Genomic DNA, 22,653 nt, shown 5'->3' with positions numbered 1-22,653 from the left:
GCGCCTTAACCGGCAGGTTTCGGATCCGGCTCGACGGCGCCTTTTTCCCGCGCGCGATCTTCCGCCAGCCGAGTGAGCGCACCGCGCACCACGTCGAGATCGCGCAGATGCACATCGTGCTGTGCGAGCGCGATCTCGATCCCCTCTTCGCGGAACGCCTTCAGAATTCGGAACCGGAGATCCGAGCGCGCGCCGCCCACCGCCGTCACGTCGCCAACCACCGCGATCAACAGGAACTCGAGTCCGTTCGGCCCGAAGTTGTCGAGCCCGACCCAGGGCGGAGGGTGCTGCAGGATCAGCGGACACTCGGACGCCACCTTGAGCAGGACGTCGCGCACCTGTTCGGGATCGGATTGGTAACTCACGTTGACGGTGACCAGCGCGCGCCCGAGAGAGTTGCGGTGCGTCCAGTTCGTGACCGTCGCCGTGATGAGCTCGGAATTCGGCACGATCAGGCTTGCCCGGTCGAACGTCTCGATCTCGGTGGAGCGCACGGAGATACGCCGGACGAAGCCATCCTGGTTGTTGACCGTCACGCGGTCGCCCACCTTGATCGGCCGTTCGACCAGGAGAATGAGCCCCGACACGAAGTTGTTGACGATCGATTGCAGGCCGAAGCCGATGCCGACAGAGAGCGCACCGGCGACGATGGCGAAGTTCGTGATGTCGAGCCCGCCGTAGGACACGGCCACCAGCACCGCGAGGATGAAGCCGATGTACCCCACCGCGGTGCGGATCGAATTCGCGATCCCCTGGTCGATCCGCTGCGAGCGGAGCACGCCCGTATCGAGCCATTTCTGCGCAAGACGGGTTGCGAACACGAGCGCGAGGAACAGCCCGACCGCAAACAGGATGCGCGCGAGCGAAATCCGCACTTCACCGATTTCGAAACCGAAGACAGCCGCCCTGAGCCAGGAGAGCGCCTCCTGCGTGGTGTAGCCCCACGTCACGAGCAAGAGCGGGAGGGCCACCAGCGCCAGCGCGGAGTTGAGAACGACCGACGCCACGCGCCGCAGCGCCGCCGCCTGGTGCGGATCGAGCCCGAAGCTGTCCTCCAGCAACGTCTTGAGAGGGCCATCCAGCAGCGAGCGGATTGCCAGATGGATGACGAGCACCACCGCGATGGTGCCGCCCGTGACCACGACGTGGGTCGCGATGAGTCGAGCCAACCCCACGTAGCCGAGCAACGCAGCCACGAGAAGCAGGGTCGCGCCCGCGAGCGCTGGGAGCTTGATCAGATAGGGCCTCAGCGGCGAGACCGGCACATGGGGCGCGGCCGGTTCGGCGGCCGTTCCGGCGCTCGTCTGCAATCCTGGTGCGGGCGGTTGCCCCTCGGCTGTCGGTGCTGCCGCGTCACCCATTTTAAAATCGAAGGGCGTGTTGACGAGCTTGAGCAGCAACAGCGCGATGGCGATGCTCACGAACACCGTTTCCATCGCATTGACGGACAACGGGAGATAGAGGCGGCGGATGACGTCTTGCAGGATGAGATCGATCGAGAAGACGAACGCAATGCCGGAAACGATGCGGTTGAGCCGCCGCGCGGCCGGTGTCGCGATATCGACGAGGCGCCAGTCGGGCCGCTGCGGTTGCAGGACCGCCTGCGTCAGCGCCCGCACGGCGGCGAACACGGCGAGCACGACGAAAGCCTGCTGCGCGATCACGCCCACGTCGAGTGCAAGAAGCCCGAGCGTATCGAGACCGGCGGCCAGAAGTCCGATTGTGCCCAGTCCCGGCAAGGCGAGCAGCGGCGCGACCCACCCCACCGTCGCCGCTTGCTCGACGAAGCCGGGAGGAGCGATCCGCGGCGCATTGAGTTGATACCCGACAAAGCGCCGAACCAGGGTCGCAACCGCGATATAGAAGAAGAAGCTGCCGACGAGGAGCGCGCTGACCGCGAACCACTGCTGGGAGGCAGCCGCCAGCCATCCCGAAGCCGCATCCGCGATCTGGCGCCACGCGCCGGGTGAATCGTAGGCGAGCTTGTCCCACGTGCTCGCCTTGAGGGGCGAGGGGCTGCGATTGAGGATTTCCTGCGTGAAGAGATCCTGGCGGAGCTTCTGTACGTCCGTTTGAAGCTGGCGGGCGCGCACCTGCACCAGCTCGCCCGTCTTTCTCGCGCCATCGATTTCGCCCAGCATCGCGCCGAGCCGGGCGCGCTCCGCGATCACCTGCTCCGTTTCCGGCGCGGCATCGACTTCCGCGGCCGGCTTGAGCTTCTCGAACAGCTGCCGCACCGTGTCCGTTTTCGTCTTCAGCGTCGCAAGACGATCTTGAGAGGTCTGCACGAGATCGACGAGTTCGGCCCTGAGCCGCGCCAGCTCTCCATCGTTCTCCTTGTTGCGCTCGATCGATCCTTCGAGCGTTTCGAGCAGGCCCTTGAGCTCCATCATGGGCTGGCGAAGCTCTTCGAGCGATTGCAGCTCGGCGGGCGTGAGAACGGGTGCGGGTGCGGGTTCGGCCGCGACGATGGGGGGCGAGGGCGCCTCCTCTTTCGGAGGCGCCTCGGCAGGGGCCTTCGGCATTCCCGGCAGTTGCAGCGGCGAGGGCAGCGTCTGGGCAAGCGCGCGATTCTCGGCCAGGCTGACGGCGAGGCCGGAGAAAAGAACCGCGACCCCCAGGACGGCCAAGGCGGAGCGGAGCAGGAGCCGGTCTCTATACATCAATGGTCCTCATGATCGTCTCGGTCGCCCCGAGCCGGTTTCCGGTCAGTATGCCCCGATGAGATCCCGTTGTCGGCTCTGTGCGCCTTACGGGCGTAACGGAATGTGCGACGGGTACGTCGCTGCGGTCTCTTCCCCGGAAGGAGACGCCTGAGGAACGGCCGCGCGGGCGGCGATCCCGGTTTCGATCACGACATCCACGGGCCCGCCCGTCATGATCAGATGCTCGACATCGTCGCGGCGGATGAGAACGAGACGCCGCCGGTTGTCGACGTTGTACTGTTCCACGACATGGACGCGGGGCTCCCGCTTCTGCGCGAACAACCGGCCGACCGCCTCTTTCGGACTTCCGCCAGCGAGAAATGTCCGCAGCAAAAACGCGCCGACGATCATGAAAACCGCGAGCGCCATCACAACCGCGAGATAAACAAAAACGTCCAACATGAATAGTCGTCACGGTTTTTTCCGTGCGTCCTCTCAAGCAGAATGCCAGGGTCCCGTATAGCGCGGAATTTATGGCATTTTAACTCTATTGATCGAAGTGTGAATCCCACGGCGCGGGCCTTCCGCGCCCGCTCGGCAACAGGGTTTTTCCCCCTTGGGCAGATGCCTCGCCGGACCACCACACGGGCGTAGTGTAGCGTATGAGTACCAGGGTTCACATGCAGGCAACCGACGCGGCGAGCGCCGAGAATCAGATAGCTTTCGCCTTCATGAGCGAAAGCGAGCCCCGCCAATCCAAAGCCGGCCTGGCACGCGCCCAAACCCTCGACGGTGGCGTATCCGAGCCTGGCATCGTTCCGATTCTCGCCGCTGCGCTGGCGGCAGGCGCGATGGTGCTTGCCCTCGTCGCTTCGCCCGCGGGCGAGCCTCTCTTGCTCACGCTTCTGGCCGTGCTCGCGATGGCGGGCCTGTTCGCGATCTTCGGTTATGCGGCAGGCCACATCCGCATCGGTGAGCGTGTGCGCGACAACGACATGATCCGCGCATTCGCCGACGGTCTCGACGACGGCCTTCTCGTCACGCGGCGCGACGGGCGTCCGCTCTACGCCAACCGCGCGCTTGCAGAGCTTGCCGGAGCCCACGGTGCGGATGAGGTCAACGCGCTCGAAGTGCTCCTCGGTGTCGATCCGCGCGCCGCGGCTGCTTATTTCCGCCTGGAGCGTGCCGCATCGCGTGGCGAATCGCGGCGCGAGGAAATCGAGATCGCAACGCCCGGCCAGCCGCCGCGTCTGCTGCACGTCGCCCATCGCCCCTGTACGGTGCCGGGATACGAGCGCGAGCTGGGTCCGCTCGTCCTCTGGACCGTTTCGGATGTCACTGCCGAGCGCGCCCGTCAGATAAGCGCGGCCCAAACCCTCGAAGCGACCCTCGAACGCCTCGACAGCGTACCGGCCGGCCTCATGGAGGTCGATGCGCGCGGCACCGTACGCCGCCTCAACGCCACGCTGCTCCGTTGGCTCGGCATCGATCCCGTCGGTCTCTCGCAGCGCGGTCTGAAGCTCACCGACATCATGCCGCCCGACGACGCCGAACTGATCGCGAGCGCCGCCGCGGCATTTTACACGCATGGCGCCGGCGTCGATCTCGATGTCGCGCTGGAGAAAGGCGTCTCCGTTCCGCTTCGCTTCTTCGCGCGCCGCGATGCCGAGGGCGGTCTGATGATCGCAGCCTTCCGCCGCGAAGGCGGCAGCGAAAACGGCGGACCGGACACCGCGGAAATCCGCTTCGCCCGCTTCTTCCAGTCGGCGCCGTTCGGGATCGCGACGCTCGGCCCCGACGGCCGCCTCATGAGCACGAACGCAGCCTTCGCCCGCATGATTCCGGACGGTCAGACGGCGATCGGTGAGATGGCGGCGGACGTGCTCTGCCGCACCGCGGACGCCGACACGTCGACCTCGGTCTCGGCCGCCATCAAGCAGGTGCTGGCCGGCACGCCGAGCCTGACCCCGCTCGACATCACCGTGGGGCCCGAAGGCAAGTTCTCCTGCCGCCTCTACCTCGCGCCCCTTACGCAAGCGCGCGATGCACGCGAAGCGGCCATCGTCTACGTCATCGACGCCACCGAGCAGAAAGCGCTCGAAGCCCGCTTCGCGCAGTCGTCGAAGATGGAGGCGGTGGGCAAGCTGGCGGGCGGCATCGCCCATGACTTCAACAACGTGCTGACGGCCATCATCGGCTTCTCGGATCTTCTGCTCCAGACGCACCGGCCGAACGATCCTGCGCACAAGGACATCATGAACATCCGTTCGAGCGCGACGCGCGCGGCGGGGCTCGTGGCCAACCTGCTCGCCTTCTCGCGCCGTCAGACGCTGCAAGCCGAGGCGCTGCAACTGCAGGAAGCCCTTGCCGACTGGAAGCCGCTGATCAAGATCAAGCTTGGCGAGAAAGTCGACCTGCAGATGCCGACGGCACGTGACCTCTGGTACGTGAAGACCGATCGGACGCAGCTTGAGCATGTGATCCTCAATCTTGCGAACAACGCCAGGGACGCGATGCCGGACGGTGGCACGCTCACCATCGCGACGAGCAACGTCACGGAGCGCGAAAGCCGCAAGCTCGCGCACGAAGGCATGCCGCTTGGCGAGTACGTGATGGTCGAGATCTCGGATACCGGCTCGGGCATTCCGCCCGAGGTGATGGCCAAGATCTTCGAGCCGTTCTTCACCACAAAGGGCGTGGGGAAGGGCACCGGCCTCGGCCTCGCCACCGTCTACGGCATCGTCAAGCAGTCCGGCGGTTACATCTACCCCGCGAGCACCGTTGGAGTGGGGACGACGTTCCGCGTCTACCTGCCCCGCTACCTGCCCGACAACGAGGAAGAACTCGCAGCCCAGAAGACGCAGCGGCGCGGGCCCCCTCAGGATCTCACCGGATCGGGCCGGGTGCTTCTCGTCGAGGACGAAGACGTCGTGCGCTCGTTCGCCGTCCGTGCGCTCAAGCGCCAGGGCTACGAGGTGCTCGAAGCCTCCACCGGCGTCGAAGCCCTCGAAGTGATGGAGGAGGTCGGCGGCAACGTAGACATCGTCGTGTCCGACGTGGTGATGCCGGAGATGGACGGGCCTACGCTCCTGAAGGAGCTGCGCAAAAAGAACCCGTCGCTCAAGATCATCTTCGTTTCGGGCTACCCGCACGAAGCCTTCGAGACCAGCCTCGACAAAAACGAGCAATTCGCCTTCCTGCCGAAGCCGTTCTCCCTGCCCCAGCTCGCCGCTAAGGTGAAGGAACAGCTCGGAAAATAGCGGACTTGCCGCGGTTCCGAAGTTACAAGGCCGCGGCGCACCCCTCGCGCCCGCGGCCTTTCTTTCTATATGATAGGGGAAATGCCGAACGGCCCGGCACGGCTGTGAAGCTGAGGCATCTTTGGAGCGAACCTTATGAGCCCCCGGCGTGAGCCCCCGGTTATCGTCATCGACAGGCATGGCAACACCGAAACCACCGAACAACTCAGCGGTTGGCGCCGCTGGGTCGCCATGGGTGCTGGCTACCTCGTGGTGGCATTGATGGTGCTTGTCGGACTCGCGGTGGCGCTGGGTCTCGCCATGACGGTGCTGATGGTGCTGGCCGTCGCCGTTCCGCTGGCCGCCGCTCTTTGGCTCATCGCCTACGTGACCGGATACACGAAGATGTTCCGCCGCGGGAGCACCCGCTATTCGGACATGGATTGACCCGCGGATAAGCCGCCCACTTCACCTCTCCCCGGCGGGGAGAGGTCGGCTTTCGAGCGAAGCGAGGAGGCCGGGTGAGGGGGGGGGGAAGCCCCGGTTCCATCTAAGCCGACTCTAGGGAGCCGGCGGCTCCGGCGCGGCCGGTTCCGCCGGCGGAGGCTCTGGGAAATCCGGAAAATCGCCGTCGTCGGCCTTTGCCGGCGCCGCCTCGATGGCGAGCGTCGAAAGCCACGGCACAGCCGCCGCCAGGATCTTTCCGAAGGCCGCATCGAGCGCGTTCACCGCCGATTGCGAATTCGCCTCCGGAAGCGGGGCGCTTGCTTTGAACACGCGCTGCTCCGTAATTTTTCCGCCCGGACTTGCGATCTTGAGCGCGAGTTCCACGGCCGCCGTTGGCGATGGCGTCATTGTGACCGCGAACTGACGGACTTCCGCCTGAAGTTGTGCGCTGGCGTCGGGCGAGTCGAACGCAGGCCGTCCGACGGCCGAAAAGCACTTCGTGCGCTCCAGGCTTTCGATCAGCTTGCCTTGGATGACGGCCGGCGCGTTGTCCGTGAACTGCGCTTGCGCGAACGGTGCATCCGCAGGCGGATCGCCCATCACCACCACGCGGTCTGAGTTGAAGGCCATCGGAGCTGTGGGCTCGGGAATGGCGAGCTGCGGCTGCGTTGGCGCGTCGCACAGCGCTTTGTCGAAGGCCGTCAGCGTATAGATGCCGGGCTTTGCGGCACCGCCGCCTGCAAAGCGTTCGAGCCCCGCCAGAATACCGTCGATGCGCTCCGAGTTGCGCGACAGCACACTGGCAAACGCACTGAATCCCGAGATCGCCTCCTTCAGCGCCGTGCTGTTCTCGTCCATGATCTTGTCGAGCCGTTGCAGTGTCCCTCGCGCAGACTGCGTGAGGCTGAGGCTCGCATCGGGGCTTGCGGTGAGCTGCGGGATATCGCCCTCGGCGCCGCCGATCATCGCCGCATCCGCTTCGCCCCCGGTAAGACCGATGACGGGCGCGCCCGTGAGCCCCTGGAAATCGACGCTCACGACCGTATCGTAACGGATGGGCGTCGCTGGATCGACGGCGATCGTCACGTTGACGTCCTTCGGCGCATCGGGCGACAGCGAGATTTCCGTCACTTCGCCCACGCGGATGCCGTTGAAGAGCACGCTCGATCCCTTCAGCAGACCCGAGACGGGCGCTTCGAAGCGGATGCGATAGCGCTCCCGTTCGCCAAGACCGCCGGTGTTATGCAGCCAGTAGATGAATGCGAAAATTGCGAGCGTTGCCGCGAGCACAAAGGACCCGACCAGGAGATAGCGCGCCTTCGTTTCCATGTTTCTCGTGCCTCAAGGCTCTGAATTGGCAAGACGGGAGGTGAGCGCCGAGGCGCGGCGCCCGCGAAAATAGGTGCTGACCCACGGATGATCGGAGGCCAGCATGTCGGCTATCGAGCCGGTGGCGACCACGCGTCCGTCCGCGAGCGCGCCCACCCGGTCGGCAATCGTATGCAGGCTTTCGAGATCGTGGGTGATCATGAAAACCGTGAGCCCCAGCGTCCGCTGAAGCGTCCGGATCAGCGTGTCGAAGTCGCCGGCCGAAATGGGATCGAGGCCGCTCGTCGGCTCGTCGAGGAACACGAGATCGGGATCCAGTGCGAGCGCACGCGCCAGCGCCACGCGCTTGGTCATGCCGCCGGAAAGCTCGGACGGCATCTTGTGATGATCGGCCCGGCGGAAGCCCACCATGTCGAGCTTCGCAGCCGCCATCTCGTCCATCAGCCGCTGTGGCAGATCCAGATATTCGCGCATGGGAAACTGCACGTTCTGCAGCGCCGTCAGCGACGAGAACAGCGCGCCCTGCTGGAACAGCACGCCCCATCGCCGCTCGACGCTTTGGCGCTGTTCGTCCGTCGCCTGGTCGAGGCGCGTACCGAGCACCTCGATGGAGCCCGCCCGGCGCGGAATGAGGCCGATGATCGTCCGCAGCAGCACGGACTTGCCGCTGCCCGATCCGCCGACGAAACCGAAGATTTCGCCCCGCTTCACGTCGAAAGAAACGCCGTCGAGCACGGTGCGGGGGCCGAAGCCGACCACCAGATCCCGAACGTCGATGATGGGGTCCCCGTTCATGCCTTACATGTCCACCGAGGCAAAGAAGACGGCGAAGAGACCGTCGAGCACGATGACGAGGAAGATCGACTTCACCACGGACGACGTGGTTTCGAGCCCCAGCGATTCCGCGCTTCCCTTCACCGCGAGACCCTGCGCGCAGGCTACCGCTCCGATGATCAGCGCCATGAAGGGGGCCTTGATCATGCCGACTTGGAAGTGCGTGATCGAAACGGCTTCGCGCAGCCGCTCGATGTAGATGTCGGGGCTCATGCCGCCGTAGGCCCAGGCCACCAGCCCGCCGCCGTAAAGCGCGCTCATGGCCCCGAGGAAGGTCAGGATCGGCAGTGCGATCACGAGGGCCACGATGCGCGGCAGGATCAGCACATCCATGGGATCGCGCCCCATGGTGCGCAGTGCGTCGATCTCCTCTCGCATCTTCATGGAGCCGAGCTCGGCCGTATACGCGCTGCCCGATCGTCCCGCGATCATGATCGCAACGATGAGAACGCCGATCTCGCGCAGCACGAGGATGCCCACCATGTCCACTACGTAGGCATCCGCGCCGAACTTCCGGAAATGGAAGAAGCCCTGCTGAGCGATGATCGCGCCGATCAGGAACGTAATCAGCAGCATGATCGGCACGGCTTGCCAGCAGACGCGGTCCAGGTGATGCACGGTCGAGGTGAAACGGAAGCTCTTCGGGTCGGTCAGCACGCGCCCAAGCGACGCGAAGATCGCACCCAGCATGGCCGTGAAGGCGAGAAGCTGCCGGCCGAAGCGGCCGGTAGCCTCTCCAAGCGCTTCCACCTGCGCCACGAGAGTGTTCTGCTCTTTCGGCACGGGAGCCGCGTCGTGTTCGGTTCCGCGGATCTTGTCGTAGAGGCTCTGGTAGCGTTCGGGCAGCCCGTCGACGCGGGTGCCGCCGGATGCGTTGCTGCGCGCACGCACGAGGCGCTCGATCAACCACGCGCCGTAAGTGTCGAGGGCGGTGATGCGGTGCAAGGCGATGGTGAGCGGCCGGTTCGGCGGCGTCTCACGCGCGGCCTTGTCCACAAGCCCGTCGAGGCTCTTGGCGTGGGAAACCGTCCACGCGCCCTCTGCCGCGAGTTCAACCCCGTCCGGTACGGCCCTTGCGGATAGCGAAGGCGGCGCGGCCATCGATCTCTTTCCTCCCCGGGTGTCGTCTTCTTAAGTGTTTGCGCTCGATGGCACCGAGGTATGACGAAACCCACGATTCGTACTCTAAAACATAATCATGGGGCAGGTGTGCAACTGTCTTGCCCAATTCCGGGGCGATCGGGCGGGTTCACGAGGGGCTCACAGGGCTCGATGAGGTATCGCGACGCTCGCTCGGGTCGAGCCGTTGCATCTGCGGCCCGCACCACGGCGGGTGCTGGCGTCAGGGAGAGACAGCAACCCGTCGGCCGATGCCGGAATGGGCAGCCTCAGGTGTGGACCGCACTGCCGGAGCGCGAAGGATTAAGCGTGAGGGATAAGCAGAGGCAACACTTGCGACGCCCCGGCGAAATATCGGCCGCGAAAATGCCGGACGCGCGCGCGGTTCGAGAAGCAGACGGGCAGGAGGCCTAAGCGGCGTACGCGACCCAGACGTTCGGTTCTTCGTAGCGGCCGTACTGGCAGGCAACGTCGATTTCCACAGGCGTCAAGACGCCGTCCAGGACATAAGCCCCCGTCTCGTCGAACGTCTGCTTGGCCCACGTCTCCCAAAAGGGAAGCGGCTCATGAACCACCATCGACCGCTCGCAGGGACCGACCAGCTTGCCGCCCGACGACAGGTGACTTCGGAGCCACGGATCGTAAATGCGCCCTTCGTGATCGGTCCACGAGATGTAGTCGTCGATGGACACCCACGGATGATGCGCTTTCGCCGACGGACGAACCGGGGCCACCAGCCCATGCAGGCCTTTCGCCTCGGCAAGATCGAGGAGCGCGCGGATCATTTTTCGCGCATAGCCCTTCGACCGATGGATGGCGGGGACAGAGATCGCAAGCGCCCCCAGCATATTGTGGGGACCCTTCGGCTTCGCAGCGGTTTCGAGCAGCCAATCCCACCCTTCCGGCGGCAGGTCGTCGGGCCCGGAGCAAGGAACGGGGACGCAATTGGCGACCGCGACGGGATACCCCGTCTCTTCATTGACGAGGCAGAGCTGGTAGTCGGCGTATTGCTCAAGCAAGTCGGCGTAAAGCTCGTAATGGGCCCGAGTATAGTTCAGGTATCCTAACTCTCCCCAGGCCGCTTGCTCGATTGAGAGCGCGGCCTTTCTCAGGTCTGGCCTGTCGGCACGGGTACGAATGACGAGGGGAGGAGTACTCATGAACCACGCCGCGTCCTCTGCAGCAAAGCATCGAGGCCGGGACGCCTCATATGAGTGCTTAATAAAGCGTTAATGGGTAAAAATCAATCATTAATAGACGTTGTGCAGTTTTGGCACAGGGGCGAATCCAATATTAAACGTAGTTTAAAAGAAGAAGAATGCGGGTACGCCTTTGAGGGGTCTGTAAATGCTTAAGCACTAGGATTTTCCGGTGATCCGTAAAGGGTGTATTCCTCAAATGTTTTCGGTGGATACAACGCGACCTTACGAGGATGATCTCCGCCGGCTGATGGTGGGCATCCGAAGCGCAATCACTTTCTTCGGAATACTTTTGCTCGCAATCGTTGCATTCGCAGGTTGGTCAGCGAACCGCGCCGCAACCGAGACGGAGCGTGCGCTGCTCGAAAACGCGATCAACAAGAGCGTCGGGAGTGTCCTCGACGGGTTGAAGAGCGTGGCCTGGTGGGACGAAGCCGTAACGAGGATCGGCGGCGACACGGTTGATCTTCACTTTGCCGACACGGAATTTGGTCTGTTTCTCACGGAGACCTACGGCCACGACGAAGTGTACGTGCTCGACGGAAACGATCGCCCGATCTACGCCTACAAAAACGGCGCGCGGGCAGAGCCTGGCGCTTATGATCTGCGGCGTGCCGAGTTGTCGCCCGTCGTTGCCGAGGTGCGCGGTCGCCCGGAAGACTCGGGGCTGAAGGAGCGTCCGGATGAATTCGGCAGGACGCAGAGCGACTACCGGACTCTTTCGCCGGCTGCCGACATCGCCCGATGGGCGGGCCACATCGTAACCGTGGGGGATCGACCCGCGGTGGTGGGCGCCATTTCGATCGTTCCCAACATCGAGATGGCCTTGCTCAAGGGCACACCGAAGCTTCTTGTCGGGGTCGTGTACATCAAGGAAGAATTCATCTCCAAGATAGCGCGCTCCATTTTGCTGTCGGATCTGGAGTTGTCGCCCCATGCGGCGGCGAAGAGCAGCGTGCTATCCGAGCCGTTCGTGGGCGACGACGGCAAGCATGCCGGCTATCTGTCATGGACGACGCGCCGTCCTGGCCACATTCTGTTGTCGGTGATCCTGCCGCTCGTCGCGTGCGGCGTGTTCGGCGCGGGCATTCTCTCCAATCAGATGTTCAAGCGTCTGCGGCGCGCTTCCGAGGAACTGGCCCAACGCGAGGCCAAATCGCGCCATGCCTCAAGGCATGACGCTCTCTCCGGACTGCCGAACCGGATGCACATGCTCGAAAAGGTCGGCCAGTGGCTCGCGAAGGCCAATCTCAGTCTCAACGGTCGCCGGGTCGTGGCGGCTTACGTCGATATCGACAAGTTCAAGGACATCAACGACACGCTCGGTCACGAGACCGGCGACAAACTCGTCCGCGCGGTGGCGGAACGTTTACGCTCAAGGCTGAGGGCGGGCGACTTCATCGCCCGCTTCGGCGGCGACGAGTTCACCATTCTCTGCCTTGCCGAGGGCGAGCAGGGCGGCAAACATCTCGCGGAACGGATCTCGGCGGCTTTCACCGAGCCGTTCTCCATCGACGGCCAGTCTCTGCGCGTCAAAGCCTCGATCGGCATCGCCATAGCGCCCGACCACGGCACGACGACGGATGAGTTGATGCGCCACGCTGACATCGCGCTCTACGACGCCAAGCGGCAGGGCCGGGATCGAGCCATCTTCTTCACCGCCGATATGGCGCGCGACGTGGAAACGCGTCGCGCGATCGAGGTCGATCTGCGCGCGGCCATTGAGCGGGACGAACTGCGCTTGCAGTACCAGCCGATCGTGTCCTGCCGCACGGGCGAGATCGTCGGCGCCGAGGCGCTCCTGCGGTGGTGTCATCCTGAGCGGGGAGAGCTGCCGCCGTCGACTTTCATTCCCATTGCCGAGGACTCGGGCTTCATGGCCACGCTCGGCACCTGGATGCTGGATCGCGCCGCCCGCGATGCGAAGCGCTGGCCCAATCTCGACATCGCCGTCAACCTGTCGCCGCTTCAGTTCCGCCAGACCGATCTTCCGAAGATCATGAAGGGCCTCGTCGAGGCCCATGGTCTCGTGCCGCAGCGTTTCGTGCTGGAGATCACGGAAGGCGTGCTGCTCGAAGCCAACGCCTCCACCATATCGACCCTGGACGCGCTGCAGGCTATGGGCTTCCAGACCGCCCTCGACGATTTCGGCACGGGGTACTCAAGCCTCCTCTACCTGTGCAACTTCAAGTTCCACAAGATCAAGATCGACCGCAGCTTCGTGGCCAACGCGTCGAGTTCGGAGACGTCGCGCGCCATCGTGCAGTCTGTGGCCTCTCTCGGGCGCGGCCTCGGCATGGAGATCGTCGCGGAAGGCGTGGAGACGGACTATCAGGCCCAGTTGATGAGCCTGTTCGGGTGCACCGAGCTTCAGGGCTTTTACTTCTCGCGCCCGGTCGAGGTCGACCAGCTCTCGGCGCTGGTGAAGAAGTTCAAGCCCTGGCAGGGGCCCGCACCCTCGAAGCCTGCGCTGATCGAGCACACGCCCGGACCGACGAAAGCCTCTGCTTGATTTTCCGTTTCGGTTTGGCTCTTCTCGGAGCGCAAGCGATGGAGATCGCGCGGCGCGAGGCAGGACGGCGATGCAGGATCGGGACGCAGCAAGCGGGCGTGGAAACGCGGACTACGCCTGGAAAGAGTTCGATTCCGAAGCTTACTTCCAGCACTATTACGGCGAGCCGCACCCCGATGACGATCTCATCGTTCAATTGGCCGTCGCGGCCCTGAAACGCGCCCGGCCGCTTGGCGACGACCTCGACGTCGTCGATATCGGCACAGGCCCCAACCTCATTCCCTTCTTCTGCGCGCTCCCGCGGGCGCGCCGGCTCACCGCGTGGGAGTTTTCCGGCAGCAACGTGGCCTGGCTCAAGCGCGAATTCGACGGCGAGGGTCTGCGTCCGCAATGGCGGCACTTCTGGGACATCGTGCGCGAGGCCTACGGCGAAGCGGCCCCGCTGCCGGACAATCCGCTTCCCGCCCTCCGGGAGAAGTGCTCCGTGACGCAGGGATCGATCTTCGATCTCCCTCCGCGCGCGTGGGATGCCGCGACCATGTTCTTCTGCGCCGAGTCGATCACCAAGCGGCAAGACGAGTTTGAGGCCGCGTGTGCAGCCTTCGCCCGGTCGGTGCGGCCCGGCGGGACGCTCGCCGCCGCATTCCTGGCGCGCTCTGAAGGCTACTTGGTGTCGGATTATCTCTATCCGGCGCTTAACCTTTCAGCCGACGGGATAGAGCAGGTTTTCGCAGCGCATGCCGAAGGAATAGAGACTCGCGCGATCGGCATCGTCGAGCGCGAAATCCGCAGCGGCTATTCCGGCGTCGTCTTTCTCACCGGCTTGGCTCGTTGAGGGCGAGGCCTAGTCTCTGATCAAGCGCGCGCCCGATAGGTCACGGCATACACCGGCCAGAGCCCTTTAAGGCCGGAGGGAAGCTGGTCGATCACTTGCGAGATCTCGCCCGGGTCGCAGTGGTGCGCGAGCAGCGCGAAAACGTCTTTTACGATCCGTTCCACCGGCAGTGCGCGCGGCAAGAGCTTGGTCTCGATCGCCTCCAGAAACTGGTCTTTGCTCCGGATGCGTTCCGGCGTCCGCGCGGGACGCCACCCCTCGTAGTAGACCCCACGGAGCATGGTCGGCAGTTGCGCGCCGAGCTGCACGGCTTCCTCCGGAGTGAGCCGGTCCCGAAGCTGATGGAGAACGACGCGCAGGACGCTGAGCGCAATCGTCTCCGTTTCGAAGTCGGCATTGTCCCTCAGCTCTTTCAGCCATTCCTGGGTTTGCTGCACGGTATGTGCGATCGGCGCGGGTATCGTCATGGATCGTCCTCCCAAAAGTGGCGCTGTGCAGGACGCTGCCCGGCGGCGGCCCGCGCAAAATAGGGAAGCGAAGCCGCCGCCGTCCGGTTCGGAAAAGTCGTATCCTGCAAACGCCGTGGACATGGGACGCGCGATTGCGTGCCGGATCAGGCGTTGGGCGCGCTCACCGCCGCGGTGACTTCACCCGTAAGCACATGAGGCGCGGCCTGCGAGACGTCTCCCAGGCTGAGCATCCCCACAAGCCGTTTCTGCTCGTTGATGACCGGCAGCCGGCGGATCTGTTTTTGTTCCATAATGCGCAGGGCGTCGTCCAGATCTTCCATGTCACGGCAGAAGACGATGCCGTCCGTCATCACCTCGCTCGCCGTTATCGTATCGCAATCGCGACCGTCTGCCACCGCCCGGCAAGCGATATCCCGGTCGGTCACCATTCCGACGAGGCGATCGTTTTCCCCCACGGGGATCGACCCCACGTCGAGCTCTTTCATCTTGCGGGCGACTTGGGTCAGAGGCGTATCTGGGCTCACCCATTCGGCACCCTTATGCATGGCGTCTTTGACTTTCACGGCACTCTCCTCCGTTGAGACGATGAACGCGCCGGATGCCGTGTCTTCGCGAGCGGGAATGATCGGTCTTATCGAAGGCGCGGGAGACGACCGCACGAGATCGCGCTCGGGTTCCGCGAGTGGCTGCCGATCGCGCAGGCGCGACACGAGGCCGACCTCAAAGGAAGCGACGAGCCCTACTTTGGTTCCGAGATTGACGAGATGCGGCGGAGGCGGAGAGGAGGGACGAACCGGCCGAAGACTGCTCAGGGCACCCGGCCGAGCCCAGGGAGCGAGGGCACTTCGTGCGCAGGCACGGCACGCGCGAACAGAAAACCCTGGCCCATGTGGCAGCCGCTGGCGGCAAGAATATCTCTTTGCTGCTGCGTCTCGATGCCCTCCGCCAGCACGGACAGGCCCAGACATTCCGCAAGCCGGATGATGGCCGTCACGATGGCCTCTGACGCCGGATCCTGACCGAGATCGGTGACGAAACTGCGGTCGATCTTGAGCGTATCGCAGGGCAATGTCTTGAGATAGGCAAGCGAGGAATAGCCGGTTCCGAAATCGTCAACCGCAAGCCCGACACCGAGCGACTTGAGCGCCGCGAGCGTTGTCCGCGTGGCGGCGAGACTGTCCATGAGCGTCTCTTCCGTGATCTCAAGTTCGAGAAGCTCCGGCGAAAGCCTGGTCTCGCGAAGCGTAGCTGCGAGATTGCCGGCGAAATCCAGGTGACGAAACTGGCGGGGCGAGATGTTGACGGCCATGAGGTCGAGTGCGAGCCCGGAGTGACGCCACATCTTCATTTGCGCCGCAGCAACCTTCAGCATCCGGTTCCCGATGGGCACGATGAGCCCCGTTTCCTCGGCAACCGGCAGGAAGTCTGCCGGCGAAATGAGGCCGCGTTCCGGATCTTGCCATCGGATCAAAGCCTCTAGCCCGAATACCCGCCCCGTCGTCAGCGACACGAGGGGCTGATAGTGCAGCACGAATTCGTCGCGTTCGAGCGCGCGGCGCAATTGCGCCTCCATCGTTAGCCGGGTGTTGGCCACAGCCGTCAGGTCGGAGGAATAGACGCGGTAGGTCGATCTTCCAGCCGATTTGGCCTGATAGAGCGCGGCGTCTGCGTGCTGCAGAAGCTCGTCGGCACGCGAGCTGTCATTGGGAAAGAAGCTGATCCCGATGCTGGCGCCGATGTAAATTTCCTCGCCCGCGGGCAGCAGGAACGGTTCGGTGAGGCGGTCGATCACGTGCTGCGCAACGATCCCCGCCCCTTCAGGCGAGGTCTGTTCGAGAAGCACGATGAATTCGTCGCCGCCGAAGCGGGCCAAAAGGTCGTTGCTCCGGAGGCTCTCCCGGAGGCGCCGCGTGGCGAGCCTCAGGAGTTCGTCGCCTGCGCCATGGCCGAGGCTGTCGTTGACCAGCTTGAAACGGTCGAGGTCGATGAAGAGAACCGCACCCATCGCACCCTGTCGTACCGCGCGATGGAGCGCACGGTCGAGATGCGTGATCAGCAACCGGCGGTTGGGAAGTCCCGTCAGATCGTCGTGATGGGCGGCGTGATCGAGTTCGAGTTCGGATTTCTTGATCCGGCTCAGATCCGCCGTGCTCCCGATGAAATGGGTAACCCGTCCGTTCGCGTCGCGGACGCTTGAGAGTGTAAGGAGCGCCGGATAAATCTTGCCGTTCTTGCGCTTGTTCCAGATTTCGCCTTGCCAGTAGCCGTGTTCCGCAACGTGCGCCCACAATTCGCGATAAAAGGCACGCCGGTGCCGGCCGGATTGAAGCGAGCGCATGCTGCGGCCCACGACTTCCAGCGCCGAATACCCAGAGATCGTCGTGAATGCGGGATTGACCGCGATCACCATCCCCTCGGTATCGGTGACGACGATCGCCTCCTGGCTACAGTTGAAAACGGCGTTTGCCAGATTGACGACGGTCTCTGTGGGGGCGCGGTCGCTCGCTTCCTCTGCATGAGCGCTCGCCCGCGGCGTACTTAACGAGAACTGAAGCATCACCAGACGTCCCCCCTCTTCCGTATGCGGCATTTTGACTGCCGCATCTCACGCCCCGGTTAACGGCCGGCCATTTTTTCGAGAGTTTGCACACCTTCGGATTGTTTATCCGTCTACGTCGGAAGCAACCGCTTGCGAAGCGAAATCATCCGTTGGCCAAGACTTGACGCCCAACGTCAGCTTTTCGATATATCAATGAGTTGGGGTGGGTTCTGTATGTTGGCACTTGAAATCGGAGAGCTGCTTTTGCAGCTCGGGCGCGGCATGCTCGCGGAGCGGGACGACGATGGTCTCACGTCGGCGCAATGGTTTGCGCTTCGCTTCTTTTCCCGTGCCAACGTTTTCAGCCGGACGCTGTCCGGGCTCGCGGCCTACCAGGCGACGACGCGCGGCACCGCGTCCCAAACCATCAAGGCGCTCGAAAAACTCGATTACCTCATGCGGGAGAAGTCGCCGTACGACGGACGAAGCTCGATCCTCACGCTGACCGCGAAGGCGCGTGCGCGCATCGCCCGCGACCCGCTGACCTCCGTTTTCAACGACATTGATACGCTCGACAAGAAGAGACAGGAAATCCTGCGGGACATATTGCGTCACCTCGTGGGCCAGCTCGGCATGAAGGCGCGCCGTCAGGCGGTCGGAAGTTGCGGAGACTGCATCTTCCTTCTCATCCGCCGTCTCAAGGTGCAGGACAACGGGCTGCAAACGAACTTCTTCTGCAAATGCATCGGCATGCCGGTGAGCGAGAAGGAGCTTGAACTCATTTGCACGTCGTTCCAGGCGAGAATGGCCGCGCCGAGCCCGTCCGAGTAGAACGAGCCGCGACGCGGCGGCTTCCTTATAGGCTCACGGCGTAATGGCGACCTTGAGCACGCCGTCGCGCTGGTTTGCGAAAAGGTCGTATGCGTCCTCGATCTGATCGAGTTTGAAGCGGTGCGTGACAAGGCCCGAAAGATCGACCCGGCCGGATGCTACAACCTCCAGCATGCGCCGCATCCGCTCCTTGCCGCCAGGACACAGCGTGGTGCGGATCGTCGTGTCGCCGAGGCCCGACGCGAACGCATCGAGCGGGATCTTGAGATCGGAAGAATAGACGCCGAGGCTCGATAGCGTGCCGCCGGGCCGCAGGATCCTGAGGCCGGCCTCGAATGTCGATTGCACGCCGAGTGCCTCGATCGCGACGTCGACGCCGCGACCGTCCGTAATGCGCATGATCGCTTCCACAGGGTCTTCGGCCTTGAAATCGACGACGACATCGGCGCCGAGCCGTTTGGCCATCTCGATCCGTGCGGGCACGGATTCGACGGCGATAATCTTCGTCGCGCCCATCAGCTTGGCGCCGGCCGTCGCACAAAGTCCGATCGGACCCTGTGCGAACACGGCCACGATATCGCCGATCTGGACGCCACCGCGTTCCGCGCCTGAGAAGCCGGTCGACATGATGTCGGGACACATGAGGACCTGCTCGTCCGTGATCTGGTCGGGGATCGCCGCGAGGTTGGCCATCGCGTCCGGCACGCGCAGGTATTCCGCCTGACTGCCGTCGATGGTGTTGCCGAACTTCCAGCCCCCATAGGGCTTCCAGCCATGCTTCGTGCCCGCGCCGTCCTGTGCGCCGCAGCCGCAAAGGCAGGCGTTGCTCCAGCCCGACGGCGTGATCGCGCCGACGACGACACGTTGGCCTTCCTCGAAGCCTGTGACGCCCGAGCCGAGCTTTTCGATGATGCCGACCGGCTCGTGCCCGATCGTGAGCCCATTGGCGACCGGGTATTCGCCCTTGAGGATGTGGACGTCCGTCCCGCAGATCGTTGTCGTTGTGATCCGCACCAACGCATCCGTCGGTGCGATGTCTGGGATCGGCTTTTCGTCGAGAACGATGCGTCCGTTTTCGACAAAGATCGCAGCCTTCATCGTCTTGGCCATGGCACTCGCCTCCTTTGAGCGTTCGGCTCGGCGCCATCGAACCCTGGATGCCGCCGCAGACGTCGCTGTTTTAGCGAACGCGGATCGACGCCGACGTGTTTCGGATCAAAGCAGACTGCGCTTCGTGCGCGGATCGGGCGAGCGTCATGCGCACGGCAACGGGCTGTCATGCCGAACGTGCTTACCGCGAGCTTAATGCGCCGCGCTCTCAGCTCGTGCGGTCTCTCGTCGAAGGCCGTGTCGTCACATTGTCACGCAACGCGGATGTTACGTCGCCCGGTTTCGGAGGGAAGGTGCGCGATGCCAATACGCATGAGTTCCGGCAAGCTGCCGGCGCCGAGCTTGACTTTGATTTGCGACGCCGTGTTTGCGACCGTCTTGTAGGACACGTGCAACTCTTCTGCGATCAGGCCGTAGGAACGTCCGTCCGCGATAAGAGCAAGCGTCTGCAATTCGCGTAGTGTCAATGTGCTGAGCGGGTTTGCGGTGCCCCTGAGTTCCATGAACGCGAGTTCGGAGGCCACCTCGTGGCTCAGATAGCGGACGCCCTGGCGCACTTTGTGAAACGCTTTGACGAATTCCTCGGCGCATGTCGTCTTCCACAAATACCCCGTCGCGCCGACCTCTAGCGTACGTGAGATGATCACGGGGTCGGTATGCATCGAGAAGACGAGGATCGGCGTCGTCTTGTCGTGGAGGCGAAGTCGCCGGATGAACGAGATGCCGTCGAGGATGCCTGTGCGAATGGTGAGATCGGAAATGATAATGTCGGGCTTCAGCGTCCGATAGGCGCGATACGCGTCAACCGGGCTCGACGCTTCGCCGATTTCCTTCACGCCCGCAGTGCTCAGGAGTTGCTTGCAGGCTTCCATGACGATCGGGTGATCGTCGACGATCAGGGCTGTGGTCACGGGACTGATTCAATCCTCTTCGCTGAAGATCTGTCGTTGGCCGCCCGGCACGTCACCCTCCAAGCTGAGCGAGCGGGCCGGTGCACGCTGCGCGCCTGCATGAGGTTTCCAGGAGCGGAGTGAAATCTCTCCACGCCGCATGCCATCGGCTCCCGCGCCGGATGCCTCACTGAACGAACAGTAGGAGGCGGGTGGCGGCTCCACCTAGCTCCGGGTGCCCGCAAAAGCGTGGAGCCGCCCGGGCAAGTTGGATCGCGACGTGGATTGCGGTGCGATGTCGAAATGGAAACGGACGAACGCGCGCAGCGCATCGAATTTGCGAGAGATCTTGCGGGCGATGCCGTGGCGCACGGCCGCGTGGCCCCATCGAAATGCTACGTTGCGGCCCTATCGATAGAGCCATTCTGGCATATACTATGGAGCCAGACCGCGACGCTAAGTCGGTGTTCTCCCGGGAGAAATTCCCAATGCCTTTGCCATTGAGGCTTCAGCCGACGAGTCCGGTCAGCCTTCAGACCCAAATCTTCGAGCAAGTGCGCGCCATGATCCTTGAGGGGCGTCTCCGCCCCGGCGAGCGTCTTCCTGCGACGCGCACGTTGAGCGAACAGATCGGCATCGCACGCAACACGGCAGCTCTCGCTTACGAGCGCCTGACCGCCGAGGGCTACATCGAGACGCGGTCGTCCGTCGGCACGTTCGTTTCGTTCCAGATCCCGGAAAGCGCGCTCTACGCGGCGAGCCAGAACAGCCCGCCATCGGCGCGCAAACCCCGCCGGGCCATCGGCAGTCCGGTCAACCCGACGTTTCGCTGTCAGGCGGTCGTGAACCCCCACAGAGGCCGGCTCGTTGCCGATTTCTGGGTTGGGCGGCCAGACCCGGACTCGTTCCCGCGCAAGACCTGGGCGCAATTGATCGTGAAACGGCTGCGCACCGCGGGCTCCGATCTGACGGAGTACCGGGCGCAATCGGGTCTTTTCGATTTGAGGCGTGCCATAGCCGATCGGCTACGTCCGACACGCAACATCGCCACCAACGCCGACGAGATCGTCATCGTCGGCGGCTGTCAGGATGGCCTCAGTCTGGTGAGCCGGTTGATGTTGGGCCCCGGCGCCACCGCCGTGGTCGAGCAGCCCTGCTATCAGGGTGCCGCGTTCCTCTTCGAAAGTTTCGGCGCCAACGTTGTCTCCGTTCCCGTCGACGACCGCGGTCTCGATTGCAGCCTCCTGCCCGATGTCAGAAACGCCGTTGCCTACGTCACGCCCTCGCATCAATATCCGTTGGGCGTGACGCTCTCTCTCGAACGCCGGCTTGAACTCCTGGCCTGGGCCGCAGAGACGGATTCCTACATCCTGGAAGACGACTACGACAGCGACTTCCGCTTTCACGGCGCGCCCATCGCAGCCCTCAAGGGGTTGGATCGCACCGGCCGCGTGATCTATCTCGGCACGTTCTCGAAGTCCCTCGGCGCTGGTCTCCGCCTCGGTTACGTCGTCTTCCCGCCGGAACTCGTCGAGCGCGCACGCGACATGAAAACGTTGATGAACAACGGCCAGCCGTGGCTGGAGCAGGCGACGCTCGCCGACTTCATGACGAGCGGCGGCTATGAGCGTCACGTGCGGCGCATTCGCAAGCTTTACCTCTCCCGGCGCAACGCTCTGCTGGCTGCGCTCGAAAAGCATTTCCCCGGCGGCGAGATCATCGGCGACGAAGCGGGAATGCACCTGGCATGGCGCCTTCCGAGCAGCTTTCCGCCGGCACGTGAGATTGAGCAGCGCGCCATCGAGGCGGGTGTCGGCGTCTACACGTTGACCTCCGGCGCGGCTGTCGGGTTTGATACGTCCCCCGAGAACGACCGCTATCTCGTCCTCGGGTTCTCGTCGTTGACCGAACGCGAGATCGCAGCCGGAATTGCGCGCCTCGCCGAAGCCTTGGCCCCCGTCACGGATCGCAAGCACCGCCCAAAACGCCTCGTTGTCGAATGCTGATCGCGTATTGCCCGCCTATCCAAGCACGCGATCAGTGCGACGGGTACAATGCGTCGGCCCGGCCATCCGGGCCCCTCATCAAGATAGGCTAGGCCGTCCTGCGCGGGATGTCCGTAACGAACTGTGCGCCCAATTCAGCTATGCGCCCACGTCGGTAGGGCGCAGTATCGAGACGCCGAACGACGGCTGTCGATGGGTATAGCGAGCCCCGCGTCCGCTTTGATGTGCCGCTTCTCTGCAAAGACGCCCCGCGCTCAGCAGCAGGGGACATCATGACCCTTGCGAGAGCACACCCGTCTCCAGTACCCAGAGAGATGACGGCGGGCGCACCTCGCGCCCCAGCACAAAAAGCCGCCAGGTGGCCCCCATCGCGGCGTCCGCGCGAACTTTGGAAAAAACACGTGACAGCTCGCTCCCATAGGTTCTGCGTGGCGCCCATGATGGATTGGAACGATAGCTGATTGTATTCAGTTAGTTGCCTGATTTCGTGAGTAATTTTTGTGCACTGCACTGTGCAAAACCTGTGGATAACTTCGAAAAATTTCGAAGCCGTTCGTGTGCAGTTTGCGCTCACGTGAGCGCGGCTCGGCACGGCGTGAGTAGAAATTATCAGTATACGCTTTTGACCTGCAAGGGATGGAAGCCCGA

The 22,653-nt window shown here is 63.7% G+C and carries 17 protein-coding genes; 6 read left to right on the top strand and 11 right to left on the bottom strand.

Annotated features, from left to right (window positions below; genetic code table 11):
• Positions 1 to 5: 5 nt before the first annotated feature.
• Positions 6 to 2,663 carry a DUF3772 domain-containing protein gene (locus tag W911_RS11800; RefSeq protein ID WP_023787774.1) on the bottom strand — a complete coding sequence of 886 codons (2,658 nt, stop codon included), beginning with the start codon at positions 2,661 to 2,663 and terminating at the stop codon, positions 6 to 8.
• An 87-nt stretch (positions 2,664 to 2,750) separates the two neighbouring features.
• The gene (locus tag W911_RS11795; RefSeq protein WP_023787773.1) at positions 2,751 to 3,107 is read right to left on the bottom strand and encodes a flagellar biosynthetic protein FliO; all 357 of its coding nucleotides are present in this window, start codon (positions 3,105 to 3,107) and stop codon (positions 2,751 to 2,753) included.
• Positions 3,108 to 3,307: 200 nt separating this feature from the next.
• On the opposite strand from W911_RS11795, the gene W911_RS11790 reads away from it, so the two are divergent.
• Both W911_RS11790 and W911_RS11785 read left to right on the top strand, forming a co-directional pair.
• Entirely contained in the window at positions 3,308 to 5,905 is a 2,598-nt protein-coding gene (locus W911_RS11790; protein WP_244438511.1) for an ATP-binding protein, read from the top strand.
• Positions 5,906 to 6,040: 135 nt separating this feature from the next.
• Entirely contained in the window at positions 6,041 to 6,331 is a 291-nt protein-coding gene (locus tag W911_RS11785) for a hypothetical protein (RefSeq protein WP_023787771.1), read from the top strand.
• Positions 6,332 to 6,445: 114 nt separating this feature from the next.
• On the opposite strand, the gene W911_RS11780 is transcribed toward W911_RS11785, so the two are convergent.
• The 4 genes from W911_RS11780 to W911_RS11765 form a co-directional block, all read right to left on the bottom strand.
• A complete protein-coding gene (locus W911_RS11780; RefSeq protein ID WP_023787770.1) occupies positions 6,446 to 7,660 on the bottom strand; it encodes an ABC-type transport auxiliary lipoprotein family protein in 1,215 nt (404 codons plus the stop codon).
• A gap of 12 nt (positions 7,661 to 7,672) precedes the next feature.
• Positions 7,673 to 8,455: an ABC transporter ATP-binding protein gene (locus W911_RS11775; RefSeq protein WP_023787769.1), complete on the bottom strand. Its 783-nt coding sequence runs from the start codon at positions 8,453 to 8,455 to the stop codon at positions 7,673 to 7,675.
• A 3-nt stretch (positions 8,456 to 8,458) separates the two neighbouring features.
• On the bottom strand, positions 8,459 to 9,595 hold the full coding sequence (locus W911_RS11770; RefSeq protein ID WP_023787768.1) for an MlaE family ABC transporter permease: 1,137 nt from the start codon (positions 9,593 to 9,595) through the stop codon (positions 8,459 to 8,461).
• A 428-nt stretch (positions 9,596 to 10,023) separates the two neighbouring features.
• Positions 10,024 to 10,773 (bottom strand): GNAT family N-acetyltransferase, encoded by a 750-nt coding sequence (locus W911_RS11765; protein WP_041316505.1) that lies wholly within the window; start codon positions 10,771 to 10,773, stop codon positions 10,024 to 10,026.
• Between the two features lie 331 nt (positions 10,774 to 11,104).
• Here W911_RS11765 and W911_RS17430 point away from each other — a divergent pair, with 331 nt between their 5' ends.
• Both W911_RS17430 and W911_RS11755 read left to right on the top strand, forming a co-directional pair.
• Positions 11,105 to 13,324, top strand: a complete 2,220-nt coding sequence (locus W911_RS17430; RefSeq protein ID WP_158412862.1) for a bifunctional diguanylate cyclase/phosphodiesterase — start codon at positions 11,105 to 11,107, stop codon at positions 13,322 to 13,324.
• A gap of 70 nt (positions 13,325 to 13,394) precedes the next feature.
• Positions 13,395 to 14,159 (top strand): class I SAM-dependent methyltransferase, encoded by a 765-nt coding sequence (locus W911_RS11755; protein ID WP_023787765.1) that lies wholly within the window; start codon positions 13,395 to 13,397, stop codon positions 14,157 to 14,159.
• Positions 14,160 to 14,179: 20 nt separating this feature from the next.
• On the opposite strand, the gene W911_RS11750 is transcribed toward W911_RS11755, so the two are convergent.
• The 3 genes from W911_RS11750 to W911_RS11740 form a co-directional block, all read right to left on the bottom strand.
• Entirely contained in the window at positions 14,180 to 14,626 is a 447-nt protein-coding gene (locus W911_RS11750) for a DUF2267 domain-containing protein (RefSeq protein WP_023787764.1), read from the bottom strand.
• A 146-nt stretch (positions 14,627 to 14,772) separates the two neighbouring features.
• Complete coding sequence (locus tag W911_RS11745) at positions 14,773 to 15,192, bottom strand: CBS domain-containing protein (protein WP_041318557.1); 420 nt, start codon at positions 15,190 to 15,192, stop codon at positions 14,773 to 14,775.
• A 245-nt stretch (positions 15,193 to 15,437) separates the two neighbouring features.
• Positions 15,438 to 17,186: a putative bifunctional diguanylate cyclase/phosphodiesterase gene (locus W911_RS11740; RefSeq protein ID WP_023787762.1), complete on the bottom strand. Its 1,749-nt coding sequence runs from the start codon at positions 17,184 to 17,186 to the stop codon at positions 15,438 to 15,440.
• 216 nt (positions 17,187 to 17,402) lie between these two features.
• Between W911_RS11740 and W911_RS11735 the strand changes: the two genes are divergently transcribed.
• Positions 17,403 to 17,999 (top strand): MarR family winged helix-turn-helix transcriptional regulator, encoded by a 597-nt coding sequence (locus tag W911_RS11735; RefSeq protein ID WP_023787761.1) that lies wholly within the window; start codon positions 17,403 to 17,405, stop codon positions 17,997 to 17,999.
• 33 nt (positions 18,000 to 18,032) lie between these two features.
• Here the strand turns inward: W911_RS11735 and W911_RS11730 are convergent, their stop codons facing one another.
• Both W911_RS11730 and W911_RS11725 read right to left on the bottom strand, forming a co-directional pair.
• Entirely contained in the window at positions 18,033 to 19,109 is a 1,077-nt protein-coding gene (locus W911_RS11730) for an NAD(P)-dependent alcohol dehydrogenase (protein ID WP_023787760.1), read from the bottom strand.
• 251 nt (positions 19,110 to 19,360) lie between these two features.
• Positions 19,361 to 20,020: a response regulator transcription factor gene (locus tag W911_RS11725; protein ID WP_023787759.1), complete on the bottom strand. Its 660-nt coding sequence runs from the start codon at positions 20,018 to 20,020 to the stop codon at positions 19,361 to 19,363.
• 467 nt (positions 20,021 to 20,487) lie between these two features.
• Between W911_RS11725 and pdxR the strand changes: the two genes are divergently transcribed.
• Positions 20,488 to 22,005, top strand: a complete 1,518-nt coding sequence (pdxR, locus tag W911_RS11720; RefSeq protein ID WP_023787757.1) for a MocR-like pyridoxine biosynthesis transcription factor PdxR — start codon at positions 20,488 to 20,490, stop codon at positions 22,003 to 22,005.
• Positions 22,006 to 22,653: the final 648 nt, after the last annotated feature.

The sequence above is a fragment of the Hyphomicrobium nitrativorans NL23 genome (genome assembly GCF_000503895.1).
GTDB lineage: Bacteria > Pseudomonadota > Alphaproteobacteria > Rhizobiales > Hyphomicrobiaceae > Hyphomicrobium_C > Hyphomicrobium_C nitrativorans.
The sequence above is the reverse complement of the archived record's forward strand: the minus strand, read 5'-3'. Positions and strand labels throughout refer to the sequence as shown.

Bases quoted from the DNA above. Each gene is read 5' to 3' on its own strand.
- W911_RS11800 (WP_023787774.1), bottom strand. From the start codon at position 2,663: ATGTATAGAGACCGGCTCCTGCTCCGCTCCGCCTTGGCCGTCCTGGGG.
- W911_RS11750 (WP_023787764.1), bottom strand. From the start codon at position 14,626: ATGACGATACCCGCGCCGATCGCACATACCGTGCAGCAAACCCAGGAA.
- pdxR (WP_023787757.1), top strand. From the start codon at position 20,488: ATGCCTTTGCCATTGAGGCTTCAGCCGACGAGTCCGGTCAGCCTTCAG.
- W911_RS11765 (WP_041316505.1), bottom strand. From the start codon at position 10,773: ATGAGTACTCCTCCCCTCGTCATTCGTACCCGTGCCGACAGGCCAGAC.
- W911_RS11730 (WP_023787760.1), bottom strand. From the start codon at position 19,109: ATGGCCAAGACGATGAAGGCTGCGATCTTTGTCGAAAACGGACGCATC.
- W911_RS11755 (WP_023787765.1), top strand. From the start codon at position 13,395: ATGCAGGATCGGGACGCAGCAAGCGGGCGTGGAAACGCGGACTACGCC.
- W911_RS11780 (WP_023787770.1), bottom strand. From the start codon at position 7,660: ATGGAAACGAAGGCGCGCTATCTCCTGGTCGGGTCCTTTGTGCTCGCG.
- W911_RS11790 (WP_244438511.1), top strand. From the start codon at position 3,308: ATGAGTACCAGGGTTCACATGCAGGCAACCGACGCGGCGAGCGCCGAG.
- W911_RS11795 (WP_023787773.1), bottom strand. From the start codon at position 3,107: ATGTTGGACGTTTTTGTTTATCTCGCGGTTGTGATGGCGCTCGCGGTT.
- W911_RS11775 (WP_023787769.1), bottom strand. From the start codon at position 8,455: ATGAACGGGGACCCCATCATCGACGTTCGGGATCTGGTGGTCGGCTTC.
- W911_RS11770 (WP_023787768.1), bottom strand. From the start codon at position 9,595: ATGGCCGCGCCGCCTTCGCTATCCGCAAGGGCCGTACCGGACGGGGTT.
- W911_RS11735 (WP_023787761.1), top strand. From the start codon at position 17,403: ATGTTGGCACTTGAAATCGGAGAGCTGCTTTTGCAGCTCGGGCGCGGC.
- W911_RS11740 (WP_023787762.1), bottom strand. From the start codon at position 17,186: ATGCTTCAGTTCTCGTTAAGTACGCCGCGGGCGAGCGCTCATGCAGAG.
- W911_RS11785 (WP_023787771.1), top strand. From the start codon at position 6,041: ATGAGCCCCCGGCGTGAGCCCCCGGTTATCGTCATCGACAGGCATGGC.